Consider the following 14,499-nt stretch of genomic DNA (forward strand, 5'->3'; position numbering starts at 1 on the left):
CAACTCGCCACCATCGCCGGGCACGACTCCACGCCCCCATAACTCCACATCAAGATCGAAGAGTTATTTTTCGACAGCCCCCAGGGTCCGTTGCAAGATCAGGATTGTCCCGGAACGCCGGGCTCGCTCGAGATTGAGCTGGACGTCCCGGCCGGGCGGCGGTGAACGCAGTGCAGGCACGGTCTCGGTGATCATGTGAGTGTCGAAGTCCCATGAACACTTGGTGAGTCCGTGCCTGCTCCTTCATCTTCCCTCATGCCCTCTGCGCTGGATCGGCTGGCCCAGGCGTCCGCACCGGCCCCGTTGGCGGACGCTGCGCGGTTGTCGCATTTCCTGGAGCGCATACCCGACCCGCGAGGGCTTCGGGGGCGTCGTTACCTGCTGTCCGCCTTGCTCGCTGCGGCCGCGGCCAGTGTCCTGGCCGGTGCCCGCTCGCTCGTCGCGATCACGGAATGGATCACGGACGCTCCGCACTGGGCCTGCCGAGCCCTCGGCTTTCCGCTCGATCCGCTGACCGGCACGGTGTGCGTTCCGCATCCTCACACTCTGCGCCGCCTCCTGGTCCAGCTCGACGGTGACGCCCTGGACACCGCGATCGGCGCGTTCCTGACCACCCGCGCCACCCCGGCCGGAACCGGACTGCGGGCGATCGCGGTCGACGGCAAGGCCCTGCGCGGCTCGCGCACCGCCACCAGCACCTACGTCACTCTGCTGGCCGCGATGGATCACACCGGCACCGCCCTCGCCCAGCGCCAGGTCGCCGACAAGAGCAACGAAATCCCCGCGTTCGCCCCGCTACTGGACAGCGTCGACCTGACGGACGCCGTGATCACCGCCGACGCACTGCACACCCAGCACGCCCACGGCGCCTACCTCCGCGCCCGCGGCGCCCACTACATCGCCCAGGTCAAGGCCAACCACCCCGGACTGTTCGACCGCGTGCGCCGTCTGCCCTGGCCCGACATCGTCCTGGACCACTACGAGCGCACCCGCGCCCACCACCGCCACGAGATCCGGCGGTTGAAGACCGCGGCCTTCGCGCACATCGACTACCTCGACGCCGCCCAGGCACTCCAAGTCGTGCGCTGGCGCAAGGACTTCACCAGCGGCAAGCTCACCGTCGAACGCGTCTACCTGATCACTAGCCTGCCGCCCGGCGCCGCGACCGGGGCTCAGCTCGCCGCGTGGATCAAGGGCCACTGGAAGATCGAAAATCTTCTGCACCACGTCCGGGACCGCACCTTCCGCGAGGACGACTCCAAGATCCATGTCGGTCAGCTCCCACGCGTCATGGCCGGCCTGCGCAACCTCGCCATCGGCGTCCACCGCCAGAACGGCCACACCAACATCGCCGCCGCACTACGCCACACAGCCCGCGACTACCGCAGGCCCCTGACCGCCCTCGGCCTCACCGGATAGATCCGGACAGAAGGTAATCACGCAACAGACCCTGGGTCTCCCTCTTCGGGCATTTCATCGCGGAACAGCTGGTCGTGCCCCTTTTACCTGCGCCTTTACCCGCATTTTCACCTGCCGCGATGAGGTGACTGCCGGGCCCTCCCCGGGCCGCCCCCGGGCCGTCCCCGGGCCGCCAAGGGGGGTGGCTGCCGCCGGCGGCAGCCCTCGGCGATCGTCCTTTGGAGCGACATCCTCAGGCCACACCAATGGATCTGCGACACTGGTACCGCTATGCCTAAGCCCGGAGAACTCACGTTTGTCGCGCCGCGCGGATCCAAGAAGCCGCCGCGGCACCTTGCCGACCTCACGCCCGCCGAGCGCAAGGAGGCGGTCGCGGCGGCCGGTGAGAAGCCGTTTCGGGCCAAACAGCTCTCGCAGCACTACTTCGCGCGGTACGCGCACGATCCGGAGCAGTGGACCGACATCCCCGCCGGGTCCCGGGCCAAGCTGCGGGAGGCGCTGCTTCCCGAGCTGATGACGGTGGTCCGGCATCTGTCCACCGACCAGGGCACCACCCGCAAGACGCTGTGGAAGATGTTCGACGGGACCCTCGTCGAGTCGGTGCTCATGCGGTACCCGGACCGGGTGACGATGTGCATCAGCTCGCAGGCGGGCTGTGGCATGAACTGCCCGTTCTGCGCGACCGGGCAGGCCGGTCTCGACCGGAACCTGTCCACCGCGGAGATCGTGCACCAGATCGTGGACGGGATGCGGTCGCTGCGGGACGGGGAGGTTCCCGGCGGACCGGCGCGGCTGAGCAACATCGTCTTCATGGGGATGGGCGAGCCGCTCGCCAACTACAACCGGGTCGTGGGCGCCATCCGCCGCCTGACCGACCCCGAGCCGGACGGCCTCGGGCTGTCCCAGCGCGGGATCACCGTGTCGACGGTCGGACTCGTGCCGGCGATCCACCGGTTCTCCGACGAGGGCTTCAAGTGCCGCCTCGCCATCTCCCTGCACGCGCCCGACGACGAACTGCGCGACACCCTCGTCCCCGTGAACACGCGGTGGAAGGTGCGCGAGGTCCTGGACTCAGGGTTCGAGTACGCGGCCAGGTCCGGCCGGCGGCTGTCCATCGAGTACGCGCTGATCCGGGACATCAACGACCAGGCGTGGCGCGGTGACCGGCTCGGGAGGCTGCTCAAGGGCAGGCCCGTGCACGTCAACCTCATCCCGCTCAACCCGACGCCCGGCTCCAAGTGGACCGCCTCGCGGCCCGAGGACGAGAAGGCGTTCGTGGACGCGATCGCCTCGCACGGCGTGCCGGTGACCGTCCGGGACACCCGGGGGCAGGAGATCGACGGGGCCTGCGGTCAGCTCGCCGCGAGCGAGAGGTAGCCTGGCCGGCACAAGAGCAACAACTGCATACCGGGTAACCACTACGTTCATATTCCGACAGGGGAGCGCCACAGCGCTGAGAGTGCGGCATCGGCCGCAGACCCTCCGAACCTCGCCCAGGTCATTCTGGGTAGGGAGATCGGTCATCACTCGAGCTGTTACGCCCTGCCCGGGACACCCGTGAGGGGTCCCGGGCAGGGCCGCGTCTCTTCCTGGTCACCCCCAGGAGGAAAAAACCGGTGAACATCACCAAGAAGGTCACGATCCTGGCCGTCGGGCTGGGCCTGGTCACGCTGTCCGCCTGCGGTTCGTCCGCCGGCGGAGGTGACGGCGGGAGCGACGGCGGGTCGAAGACCGTGACTCTCGTCAGTCACAACTCGTGGGCCGCGTCCAAGGACGTCGTCGCCGCCTTCGAGAAGGAGTCCGGCTACAAGCTCAAGGTCCTGGAGGACGGCGACGCCGGGCAGGCCGTCAACAAGGCGATCCTGACCAAGGACAACCCCCAGGGCGACGTCTTCTTCGGCGTCGACAACACCCTCCTCTCCCGGGCCCTCGACAACGGGCTGTTCCAGCCGTACGAGGCGAATGGCTCCGACCTCGTCCTGCCGGAGTACCGCGCCGACGAGGACAAGCACCGGGTCACGCCCGTGGACACCGGCGACGTCTGCGTCAACTACGACAAGGCGTGGTTCGACGAGCGCGGTCTCACCCCGCCGCGGACCTTCGACGACCTGATCGAACCCGAGTACAAGGATCTCCTCGTCACGGAGAACGCCTCCACCTCCTCGCCCGGCCTCGGCTTCGTCCTCGGCACCGCCGCGAAGTACGGCGACGAGGGCTGGCCGGACTACTGGAAGAAGCTCAAGGCCAACGGCGTGAAGGTGGTCGACGGCTGGGAGCAGGCCTACAACCAGGAGTTCTCCGGCTCGGCCGGCGGCAAGCAGGCCAAGGGCGACCGGCCGCTGGTGGTGTCCTACGCCTCCTCGCCGCCCGCCGAGGTGATCTACGCCGACCCGAAGCCCAAGACCGCGCCCACCGGCATCGCCGACGGCACCTGCTTCCGCCAGGTGGAGTACGCGGGGCTGCTCGACAACGCGAAGAACCCCGAGGGTGGCAAGGCGCTGCTCGACTTCCTGCTCACCAAGGAGTTCCAGGACGACATGCCGCTGAACATGTTCGTCTACCCGGTGCGCGAGGGCGCCCAGATGCCCGAGGACTTCGCGCAGTACGGTCCTCAGGCCGAGAAGCCCGAGACCATGGACCCGGCGAAGATCGCCGACCACCGTGACCAGTGGGTCAAGTCGTGGACCTCGCTCGTACTGAAGTGAGCCGAGCCGCGGCGAGGCGGCGCAAGGCCGCGGCGCGGCTCGGTCTGATGGCCGTGCCCGTCGCGTTCTTCGCCGTCTTCTTCGCCTACCCCGTCACCGCGATCGTCGCGCGGGGACTGAAGGCCGACGGGGTCTGGCAGTTCGGGCGGATCGGGGAGGTGCTGGCGCAGTCCGACGTCCGGCAGGTGCTGTGGTTCACCACCTGGCAGGCGCTGGTCTCCACCGCTCTCACCCTCCTGATCGCCCTGCCCGGCGCGTACGTCTTCGCCCGCTTCGACTTTCCCGGCAAGCAGCTGCTGCGGTCCGTGGTCACCGTCCCGTTCGTGCTGCCGACGGTCGTCGTCGGTACGGCGTTCATGGCGCTCGTGGGGCGCGGCGGGCTCCTCGACGAGCTGTGGGGTCTGCGGCTGGACACCACCGTGTGGGCGATCCTGCTGGCGCACGTCTTCTTCAACTACGCCGTCGTCGTACGGACCGTCGGCGGACTGTGGGGGCAGCTCGACCCGCGGCAGGAGGAAGCGGCGCGGATGCTCGGCGCCTCCCGGTTCACGGCCTGGCGGACCGTCACGCTGCCCGCGCTGGCGCCCGCCGTGGCCGCCGCCGCGCTGATGGTCTTCCTGTTCACCTTCACCTCGTTCGGTGTGGTGCAGGTCCTCGGCGGGCCCACCTTCGCCACCCTGGAAGTGGAGATCTACCGGCAGACGTCGGAGATCTTCGACCTGTCCACCGCCGCCGTCCTGACGATGATCCAGTTCGTCGCGGTGGGCGCGATCCTCGCCCTGCACGCCTGGACCGTACGGCGGCGGGAGACCGCGCTGCGGCTGGTGGACGCCTCCGGGACCGCGCGGCGGCCGCAGGGCGCCGGGCAGTGGGCGCTGCTCACCGGGGTCGTCGCCACCGTCGCCGTCCTGCTGCTCCTGCCGCTCGTGGTGCTGGTGGAACGATCCTTCGGTGACGCGGGCCTCGGCCACTACCGGGCGCTGACCCGCGACGACGGGGGCGTGTTCCTGGTCGCGCCGATCGAGGCAGTCGGCAACTCCCTGCGGTACGCGGTCCTGGCCACCGCCATCGCCGTGCTGATCGGAACCCTGGCATCCGTCGCGCTCACCCGGCGGGACGCGGGACGGCTGGTGCGCGGCTTCGACGCCCTGCTGATGCTGCCGCTCGGGGTGTCCGCCGTGACCGTCGGCTTCGGGTTCCTGATCGCCCTCGACGAACCGCCCCTGGACCTGCGTTCCTCCTGGATCCTGGTGCCGCTCGCGCAGGCGCTGGTCGGTGTCCCCTTCGTCGTACGGACCATGCTGCCCGTGCTGCGGGCCGTGGACGCGCGGCTGCGGGAGGCGGCGGCGGTGCTCGGGGCGTCGCCGTGGCGGGTGTGGCGGGAGGTGGACCTGCCGATGGTGCGGCGGGCCGTACTCGTCGCGGCGGGGTTCGCCTTCGCCGTGTCACTGGGGGAGTTCGGGGCGACGGTGTTCATCGCACGACCGGACAACCCGACACTGCCGGTGGCCGTGGCACGGCTGCTGGGCCGGCCGGGGGAGCTCAACTACGGACAGGCGATGGCCCTGTCGACGATTCTGATGATCGTGTGTGCGGTGGCGCTGCTGGCCCTCGAGCGGCTGCGGACCGACAGATCCGGGGAGTTCTAGATGCTGTTGAGCCTCGAGAGTGCCACCGTCCGCTTCGGTGGGCGGGCGGTGCTGGACACCGTGGATCTTCAGGTCGCCGAGCACGAGATCGTGTGCGTGCTCGGCCCCAGCGGCAGCGGCAAGTCCACGCTGCTGCGGGCGGTGGCCGGACTGCAGCCCCTCGACGCGGGGCGGATCTCGCTCGCCGGGCGCGACCAGGCGGGCGTGCCCGCGCATCGGCGCGGGGTCGGGCTGATGTTCCAGGACCACCAGCTGTTCCCGCAGCGGGACGTGGGCGGCAACGTGGCCTTCGGGCTGCGGATGCACGGGGCATCCCGCACCGAACAAGCCTCCCGCGTAAGGGAGTTGCTGGACCTCGTCGGGCTGCCCGGGGCGAGGGGGCGGGCCGTGGCCGCACTGTCCGGCGGAGAGCAGCAACGCGTCGCGTTGGCCCGCGCACTGGCGCCCAGCCCTCGGCTGCTGATGCTCGACGAGCCGCTCGGCCAGCTCGACCGGTCGCTCCGGGAGCGACTCGTCGTCGAACTGCGTGAGTTGTTCGGCCGGTTGGGCACCACCGTGCTCGCCGTGACGCATGACCAGGGCGAGGCGTTCGCCCTGGCCGACCGGGTCGTGGTGATGCGGGACGGGCGGATCGCCCAGTCCGGTACACCCCTCGAGGTGTGGCAGCGCCCGGCCGACGCGTTCGTGGCCCGTTTCCTCGGTTTCGAGAACGTGGCCGAGGCGACGATCACCGCGGACGTCGCGGCGACGCCCTGGGGCAAGATCCGGGTGCCGGCGGACGCCCCGCAGGGCGCGCGCACCCTGCTGGTCCGGCCCGCCGGCGTCCGTCTGGTCCCGGACGGGGCGGGCCTGCGCTGCACCGTGGCCGCGCGCACCTTCCGCGGCACCCATGTCGCCGTCCGCCTCCAGCCGGGGGACGGCGAAGGGCCCCACCTGGAGGCCGCCTGCGCCCTCCGGGCGGCACCGGAGGTCGGGGCCGGGGTCGGGGTGGAGTTCGACGCGGCCGAAATCGTCGTGCTCGGGTAGGGGATCCTGCCTAGGGTGGGTGGCATGACCTCACTCGCGCACGACCGCTACTGTGACGAAATCGCCGACCAGGTAGGCCGGTTGCGGTCCGTGGTGACCTCGGGGGCCGATCTGGACGGCACGGTGCCCACCACCCCGAAGTGGTCCCTGGAGGAGCTCGTCCGGCATGTCGGCGGAGCTCTGCGCTGGGCGGCGCTGATGGTGCGTACCCGGGCTGAGGAGGAGATTCCCGAGGATCGGGTGCCGGGATTCGACGGGCCCGACGCGCGGGGCGAACCGGCCGCGCTGGACGCGTGGCTGGCCGAATCCGGTGAACTGCTCGTCATGGCGCTGCGGGAAGCCGGGCCGGACGCCGGGGTGTGGAGCTGGGCGGGAATCCACAACGCAGGATTCTGGGCCCGCCGTATGACGCACGAGCTGACCGTCCACCGCGCGGACGCGGCCCTTGCCGCTGGGCTGCCCTACGAGGTCGCGCCCGATGTCGCCGCCGACGCGATCGACGAGTGGCTGGAGATCGTGCAATGGGCGCAGCGGACCCTGCCGAAGGACACGGCGCAGGAGCTGCGCGGCCCGCATCGGAGCATCCATCTGCACGCCACCGACACCGGTCCGGAGGTGAACGCGGAATGGAGCATCGAGCTGACCGAGGAGGGTGTCTCCTGGCACCGCGGCCACGAGAAGGCCACGGTCGCCCTCCGTGGCCCGCTCACCTCCGTGCTCCTCGCCTTCTACCGCCGGCTGCCGCTCGACGCACCCGAGGTGGAGGTGCTGGGCGACCGGGAGGTGCTGGAGTTCTGGCTGGAACGGGCGACGTTCGGGTGAGGTGAGCCGCCGGGACGGAAGGCCCCGCAGAGCGATGGCCCGCCCCCACCGGGGACGGGCCATCACTTTCATGTCTTTGAGACGTCAGCTGTCGCTGCTCGCCCCACGACGGCGCATGCCGAAGAAGACCGCACCGCCACCGACGGCGACCAGGGCCGCCGCGATACCGGCGATCAGACCGGTGTTGGAGTCGGCACCGGTCTCGGCGAGGTTCGACTCACCGACGGCGGGCGACGGAGCGTTGTCCGAGGTGTCCGCCGGGGCGCTGCCCTCGGGCGCCGGCTCCGACTCCGAGGAAGTCGGCGTGCCGGGCTCGTCCTCGTCCTCGGGCGGGGCCGAGGCGGAGTCCGACGGCGTCGGAGCGGGCTCCGACGGAGCCGGGGTCTCCTCGTCCTCCTTGCAGGCCGTGGCCGGGGTGGTCAGGTTCGGCTTGATGTCCTCGTCCACGTAGGGCTTGGCCTTGACGTGGATGCGGTACTCGGCGTTGGGCTGCCAGTCCTCCTCGAAGGTGATGGTGACACCCTCGCGGGAACCCTTGACGACCTGCTCGCCGATCTTCTTCTCGTCGGCACCGTTGTTCTCCAGGAACACGGTGACGGTGGCGGAAACGCCCGCCGGGTCGACGTCGGTGACGGTGATGACACCCTTGTCACCGACGCACTTCGCCTCGGCCGAGAACTCGTTGATGTTGCAGGCGGCCGCGCTGCCGGCGAGACCGATGGTGAGTGCGGCCGACGCGGAGACGACACCGAGGGCGCGTACGGTGCGTGCGGCGGTACGGCGCGAGGCCGTACGGCGTGATACGGACAGAACTGCCACGTTTGTCCTTTACGTGATACGCAAATGCGGGGGGTTGAGGGAGGGTTGATGCAGCATCAGCACTCCCATGAAGCTCCCAGGTCTATAAGCGCCGCGTAAGTAGTGTCAACGCATATGCCGATAGCAGGCCAACGCTTTACTGTTTTGTTAGCTGTATGGGCGTTTCAACGCTCCCGCACGGTGCCGGCGGTGACCGGCAGGACGACCGCGCCCGCCTTCCGGCAGGCCGGCCGCCCGTCCTCGCGGGTGGCGTCAACGGCGTACGCGGCGGTGGGAGGCGACGTGTTCGGCGGCTCGTGCCCATGGAGTCAGCGGTCGGACGCCGACCGGGGGTGGCCCTTCCGTCACCGCTCGCCCAGTTCGGAGGCGGCACACGGCCCGTTGGTGACCGACGGGTCGAATGAGGTTGCCGGAGCGATGAGTTCGCAGGCCTCGACCAGCATGGTGTTGTCGCGTCGGGGGCGTCGGGGGCGTCGGGGGCGTCGGACGTCGAGGCGTCGTGGGCGGCGCGCGGCCGAGAGGGACGGCCCCCGCGGGTCGGTGGGTGAGCAACTCCCTTGCGCGGTGGGCCGGATCGAGGCGCCGGCCCCGGAGCCCGGTGAGTGTGCCGCGGGCCGGGGCGATCGCGTCGCACTCCTCGGGTGTCTCGATCTCATGGTCGCCGCGGTGGGCGGCATGGGCGGGACTGTCCTCAACCGCCCATGCCGGGACGGGCGGGAGCGGGCCTCGGTGCCGGTGTGCCCGGCTGCCGCGGCTCTCTTCGCCGGACTCGCTCCAGGCCCTGCCTCAGCCCTCCAGCGCGGCCGGGTCCATCCACGCGATCTCCCAGGTGTGGCCGTCCAGGTCGTCGAAGGCGCGGCCGTACACGAAGCCCTCGTCCTGGGTCTCCCCGCTCACCGAGCCGCCCGCCGCGAGGGCCTTCTCGACCAGTTCGTCGACCTTCTCGCGACTCTCGGAGCTCAGGGCCAGCAGCACCTCGCTGGTCCCGGTGGAGTCGGCGATCTCCTTCTTCGTGAACTCCGCGTAGCGCTGCCTGGTGTGCAGCACCGCGATGATGGTGTCGCTGATCACGACGGAGGCGGTGTTCTCGTTGCTGAACTGTTCGTTGATCCCGTAACCGAGCGCCGTGAAGAACTTCTTAGAGGCCTCGAGGTCGTTGGTGGCCAGGTTCACGAAGATCATATGCTGTGCCATGGTGGTGCCTCTCCCGCGGGTCTGCCGGTTCCTGGGCGGTCCGCGCCGTGTCGTTCGAGGGGTTGGTAACTGCTCGCCGAAGAGTGCATACGAGGCCGCGTTGGCTCGATCGTGTGAGGGTTCGTTCGCGAGCTTACGGTGCCCTGGGCCGGCTGGGTCGACGTGAGCGTGCGATCTGCGGCGTCGGGACGGCGTCGGCGTGCGGGGCCCCCGCTCCACCGATGTGATGGTTCGGGGCCTCTCCGTCGCCTCCGGCCACACCCATGTGGCCGGGTCGCGCGGGGCAGTGTCATTCAGCGACCTCCGGCCGCGGAGGCCTCCCGGGACCGGAGCACGCACGGGATGCGTGCCGCCGCCCCGGGGTCGAGTACGCCGGGGACCCGGGGGCACCTCCCACGCCCTTGAGGCAGTGGGGAACGCCCAGGACCGTTCGGGGCGTGCGGCCGAACGGGCCCACTTCTGCTCGGTCTTCAGGAACGGTGGACCGGGGCCGCGTACGTAACTCATCGCCCCGCGGAGATTTTCTTCGGGTCCGGCGGCGTGTGGTACGCGGCCTCAGAGGGCCGGGGGCAGCGCCGACAGTTCGGCCACGATCACGGTCAGCGGGCCGAACAGGGCGAGGAGCGCGCCGGCCCTGAGCGCCGCGGCCCGGCGCGGTGTCGAGGCGGGAGCCCCGAGACGCAGCAGCGCGGCCGTGGTGCCGGCGTGCGCCTGCTTGGCCTCGACAGCGGCCGTCAGCAGCGTCGCCACGGTGCAGCCGGTCACCAGCAGCACGCCGAGCAGGGCGAGCGGGCCGGCCGACAGGCCGTCGGCGTAGTACAGCGAGTCCATGGCGTACGCGCCCGACAGCACGGCGCAGACCACACCCAGCGGACGGCCGATCCTGGTGGCCTCCGTCATGAGGACCCGCCCGGCCAGCAGGCGCAGGGCACCCGGGCGGACCGACTGGAGCAGCCGGCCGCACAGATGGGTGAGTCCGGGACCGGCCAGGATCAGGCCGACGGTGGCCAGCACCGGACCGGCCGGCGCGCCGGGCCGGTCGCCGGGCGCGGTGCCGGCGCCGGTACGGCTCGCGTAGGCCTCCACGGCCAGGCTCACGGCCAGTACCGCGATGCCCCAGGGGAGACCGGACGGCGCCGTGCCGGCGCCGGGCGCCGGGACCGCGGCCGCCGGTGCGGGGCTGCTCTCCGTGTCGTGCGGCCCGTGCGCCCGCTCGGGGTCCTCCCCCGGAAGATCTGCCCGCAGCCGATCCTGCCGTGCCTCCTCCGGCGTTCGCTGCTGGGCGGCGGGCGGACGGCGGCCGTGGGCCGCCGTCTCCAGGTGTCTGCCGAAGCGTCCGTACGACCCGAACGTCTCCCGCGCCGCCGTGGCACGGTACGCGCCGAAGCGGCCGTACGCCGTCCGCCCCGAACGGGACGGTCCTGCCGCCCGCTCGCGTGGGCGCAGCGCCACCGCCACCGCCACCGAGGCGCTCACCGGCACCAGCGTCAGCAGTGTCAGGGTCGCCGGGAGCGGCAGCGGCCGGCCGACAGCCAGGAAGTCGGTGCCGGCGTCCTTGAAGGGCATGCCGGTGAGGTCGCCGCGCAGGTGGAGGAAGACGAGCAGCGCGATCAACGACCCCAGTGCGCAGGCCAGGGCCGTGGTCGTCGCGGAGATCGCCCTCAGCCCGGCAGGGCCGAGGCCGAGCGCGGAGAGCCCGGACCGGGGCCTGGTCCCCGGGTCGGTCCGGGCCACCGCGACCGCGAAGTACACCGTGGCTGCCAGCGGGGCCGCGCACCAGGCCAGCCGGAGCAGCGAGGCGGACGGCGTGCCCGGGTGGCCGAGCGCGTGGCCGAGGGCGCACAGCAGCAGAAAGCCCGTGCCCGCCGAGGCCGCGGCTACCAGGAGGCGGCGCAGCTGGACGGCCGGACGGGCCCCTCGGGTCAGACGGAGAGCGAGCACGCGGCCCGGCCCTCCGTCTCGGCGGTCCCGGAGACCGGAGGCAGATGTACGGTGCGCACCCGGCGTCCGTCGAGCAGCGACACCGTGCGGTCGGCGAGGGCCGCGGTGTCCGCGTCGGCGGTGGCGAGCAGCACCGTGATGCCGTGCGAACGGGCCGCCGTGGTCAGCGTGCGCAGGACGTGCCGCCGGTCGGCGCGGTGCAGCGGGGCGGTCGGTTCGTCGGCGAACAGCACCGAGGGGGCCGGGGCGAGGGCGCGGGCGATGCAGACCCGCTGGCGCTCCGCGTGCACCAGGTCCGCGGGGTGCTTGCGGGCCTTGTCGCCGATGTCGAGCCGCTCCAGCCACTCCAGGGCCGTCGCCCTGGCCGGGTGGCGGGCGGCGCCGCGCAGCATCAGGGGGAGGGCGGTGTTCTCCCAGACGTTCAGCTCGGGGACGAGCACCGGCGCCGGGTCGATCCAGCCGAAGTGCTTTCGGCGCAGCCGTTCGCGGGCGGCCGGGCGCATGGTGTGCACGGGCACGCTGTTGAACCAGACCTCACCGCTCGCCACGGGCACCAGTCCGGACAGGCACCGCAGCAGGGTCGTCTTGCCGCTGCCTCGCGGGCCGCCGACGGCGAGGATCTCGCCCTCCCCGACGCCGAGCGAGACCCCGCTCAGCCCGGGTGAGCCGTCGTTGTGCCGGAAGTGCAGGGCGCGGGCCCAGAGCACGTCGTTGTCCGGTGGGGCCACCATGGCGTACACCTCGGTTCGGATCAGAAATGCCGTGCGAGATTCGTGAATCCCCCATGCGGGGGAACGAAAGCAAAGCCGATCGGTCACTGGGCACGCTAGGCAGCACGCGACGGGACGCCGGACAGCACGCGGCCCCGGACCGCCGTTTCTCACTCGAACGGGCGGCCCCGGGGCCGTATTCGATCATTCCAGCCGAAGATCACAGCCGAAGATCGCAGTGCGGAGTCACAGCTTCGTCCATGCCTCCGACAGGGTGGCGCGCAGGATCTGCTCGATCTCGTCGAACGTCTCCTGGTCGGAGATCAGCGGCGGGGCGAGCTGGACGACCGGGTCGCCGCGGTCGTCGGCACGGCAGTACAGGCCGTTCTCGTACAGCTGCTTGGACAGGAAGCCGTACAGGACGCGCTCGGTCTCGGCGTCGTCGAAGGTCTCCTTGGTGTGCTTGTCCTTGACCAGCTCGATGCCGTAGAAGAAGCCGTTGCCGCGGATGTCGCCGACGATCGGCAGGTCGTACAGCTTCTCCAGCGTGGAGCGGAAGGCGTCCTCGTGATCCAGCACATGCTGGTTGAGGCCCTCGCGCTCGAACAGGTCGAGGTTGGCGACGCCCACAGCGGCCGAGACGGGGTGGCCGCCGAAGGTGTAGCCGTGCAGGAAGACGTTGTCGCCCTGGTAGAACGGCTCGGCGAGGCGGTCGGAGACGATGCAGGCGCCGATGGGGGAGTAGCCGGAGGTCATGCCCTTGGCGCAGGTGATCATGTCCGGGACGTAGCCGAACTTGTCACAGGCGAACGTGGTGCCCAGGCGGCCGAAGGCGCAGATGACCTCGTCGGAGACGAGCAGGACGTCGTACTGGTCGCAGATCTCGCGGACCCGCTGGAAGTAGCCGGGCGGCGGCGGGAAGCAACCGCCGGCGTTCTGCACCGGCTCGAGGAAGACCGCGGCGACCGTGTCCGGGCCCTCGAAGAGGATCTGCTGCTCGATCTGGTCGGCGGCCCAGCGGCCGAACGCCTCGGGGTCGTCGCCGTGGATCGTGGCTCGGTAGATGTTGGTGTTCGGCACCTTGTGGGCGCCCGGCACCAGCGGCTCGAACGGGGCCTTCAGAGCCGGCAGGCCGGTGATCGACAGGGCCCCCTGCGGGGTGCCGTGATAGGCCACCGCGCGGGAGATGACCTTGTACTTGGTCGGCTTGCCGGTCAGCTTGAAGTACTGCTTGGCGAGCTTCCAGGCGGTCTCCACCGCCTCGCCGCCGCCGGTCGTGAAGAAGACCTTGTTCAGGTCGCCCGGCGCCTCGTGGGCCAGCCGCTCCGCCAGTTCCACGGCCTTGGGGTGGGCGTAGGACCACACCGGGAAGAAGGACAGTTCCTGCGCCTGCTTGAAGGCGGTCTCGGCGAGCTCGACCCTGCCGTGCCCCGCCTGGACGACGAACAGCCCGGCGAGACCGTCGAGGTACCGCTTGCCCCTGTCGTCGTAGATGTGGGTGCCCTCGCCGCGGACGATGGTGGGCACGGGCGCGTTCTCGTACGAGGACATGCGGGTGAAGTGCATCCACAGGTGGTCGTACGCGGCCTTGCTGAGGTCCTTGGGGCTGTCGGTGCTCACGATTATCGGGTTCCCCACATGTAGGTCTGCTTCTTGAGCTTGAGGTAGACGAAACTCTCGGTGGAGCGCACGCCGGGCACGGCCCGGATGCGTCGGTTGATGACCTCCAGAAGGTGGTCGTCGTCCTCGCAGACGATCTCGACCATGAGGTCGAAGGAGCCCGCGGTCATCACCACGTACTCGCACTCGTCCATGGCGCTCAGCGCGTCGGCCACGGACTCCACGTCCCCCTCGACATTGACGCCGACCATCGCCTGCCGGCGGAAGCCCACCGTGAGCGGGTCCGTGACGGCGACGATCTGCATCACGCCCTGGTCGAGCAGCTTCTGGACGCGCTGGCGCACGGCCGCCTCCGACAGGCCGACGGCCTTGCCGATGGCGGCGTAGGGCCTGCGGCCGTCCTCCTGGAGCTGCTCGATGATGGCGAGGGAGACGGCGTCCAGGTGCGGACCGCCGCCGTGCCTGGACTCGCGGGAGTCCTTGGGTTCTGCGCTTCGACTGGCCACACGGTCACTGTGCACGACGTCTCGATCGTTCCGCAAGGCGCATTCGATGAAATCCGTTGTTACGAGGGTTAATGTTTGCGGATTTCGC

General features: G+C 70.6%; 12 protein-coding genes. 6 read left to right on the plus strand and 6 right to left on the minus strand.

Annotated features, from left to right (window positions below):
- The first annotated feature begins 321 nt into the window (after positions 1–321).
- The 6 genes from ACFP2V_RS32185 (at position 322) to ACFP2V_RS32210 (ending at position 7,621) form a co-directional block, all read left to right on the plus strand.
- On the plus strand, positions 322–1,419 hold the full coding sequence (locus ACFP2V_RS32185) for an ISAs1 family transposase (RefSeq protein ID WP_381218811.1): 1,098 nt from the start codon (positions 322–324) through the stop codon (positions 1,417–1,419).
- Between the two features lie 270 nt (positions 1,420–1,689).
- The gene (gene rlmN / locus ACFP2V_RS32190) at positions 1,690–2,796 is read left to right on the plus strand and encodes a dual-specificity RNA methyltransferase RlmN (RefSeq protein ID WP_381218812.1); all 1,107 of its coding nucleotides are present in this window, start codon (positions 1,690–1,692) and stop codon (positions 2,794–2,796) included.
- Positions 2,797–3,035: 239 nt separating this feature from the next.
- On the plus strand, positions 3,036–4,124 hold the full coding sequence (locus ACFP2V_RS32195) for a thiamine ABC transporter substrate-binding protein (RefSeq protein WP_381218813.1): 1,089 nt from the start codon (positions 3,036–3,038) through the stop codon (positions 4,122–4,124).
- On the plus strand, positions 4,100–5,773 hold the full coding sequence (locus ACFP2V_RS32200) for an ABC transporter permease (RefSeq protein ID WP_381218814.1): 1,674 nt from the start codon (positions 4,100–4,102) through the stop codon (positions 5,771–5,773). Before ACFP2V_RS32195 ends, ACFP2V_RS32200 begins: the two co-directional genes overlap by 25 nt.
- Complete coding sequence (locus ACFP2V_RS32205) at positions 5,774–6,799, plus strand: ABC transporter ATP-binding protein (RefSeq protein WP_381218815.1); 1,026 nt, start codon at positions 5,774–5,776, stop codon at positions 6,797–6,799. It begins immediately after the preceding gene.
- A gap of 24 nt (positions 6,800–6,823) precedes the next feature.
- Positions 6,824–7,621 carry a maleylpyruvate isomerase family mycothiol-dependent enzyme gene (locus tag ACFP2V_RS32210; RefSeq protein ID WP_381218816.1) on the plus strand — a complete coding sequence of 266 codons (798 nt, stop codon included), beginning with the start codon at positions 6,824–6,826 and terminating at the stop codon, positions 7,619–7,621.
- Positions 7,622–7,705: 84 nt separating this feature from the next.
- Here ACFP2V_RS32210 and ACFP2V_RS32215 read toward each other — a convergent pair whose 3' ends face one another.
- The 6 genes from ACFP2V_RS32215 to ACFP2V_RS32240 form a co-directional block, all read right to left on the minus strand.
- Entirely contained in the window at positions 7,706–8,440 is a 735-nt protein-coding gene (locus tag ACFP2V_RS32215) for an LAETG motif-containing sortase-dependent surface protein (RefSeq protein WP_381218817.1), read from the minus strand.
- Between the two features lie 786 nt (positions 8,441–9,226).
- Complete coding sequence (locus ACFP2V_RS32220) at positions 9,227–9,634, minus strand: VOC family protein (RefSeq protein WP_381218818.1); 408 nt, start codon at positions 9,632–9,634, stop codon at positions 9,227–9,229.
- Between the two features lie 555 nt (positions 9,635–10,189).
- Positions 10,190–11,575, minus strand: a complete 1,386-nt coding sequence (locus tag ACFP2V_RS32225; RefSeq protein WP_381218819.1) for a hypothetical protein — start codon at positions 11,573–11,575, stop codon at positions 10,190–10,192.
- Positions 11,557–12,306 (minus strand): ABC transporter ATP-binding protein, encoded by a 750-nt coding sequence (locus ACFP2V_RS32230; RefSeq protein WP_381218820.1) that lies wholly within the window; start codon positions 12,304–12,306, stop codon positions 11,557–11,559. Before ACFP2V_RS32230 ends, ACFP2V_RS32225 begins: the two co-directional genes overlap by 19 nt.
- 225 nt (positions 12,307–12,531) lie before the next feature.
- A complete protein-coding gene (locus ACFP2V_RS32235; protein ID WP_381218821.1) occupies positions 12,532–13,905 on the minus strand; it encodes an aspartate aminotransferase family protein in 1,374 nt (457 codons plus the stop codon).
- Positions 13,906–13,907: 2 nt separating this feature from the next.
- A complete protein-coding gene (locus tag ACFP2V_RS32240; protein WP_381218822.1) occupies positions 13,908–14,426 on the minus strand; it encodes an Lrp/AsnC family transcriptional regulator in 519 nt (172 codons plus the stop codon).
- Positions 14,427–14,499 lie beyond the last annotated feature (73 nt).

The organism is Streptomyces incanus, from assembly GCF_042656345.1.
GTDB lineage: Bacteria > Actinomycetota > Actinomycetes > Streptomycetales > Streptomycetaceae > Streptomyces > Streptomyces incanus.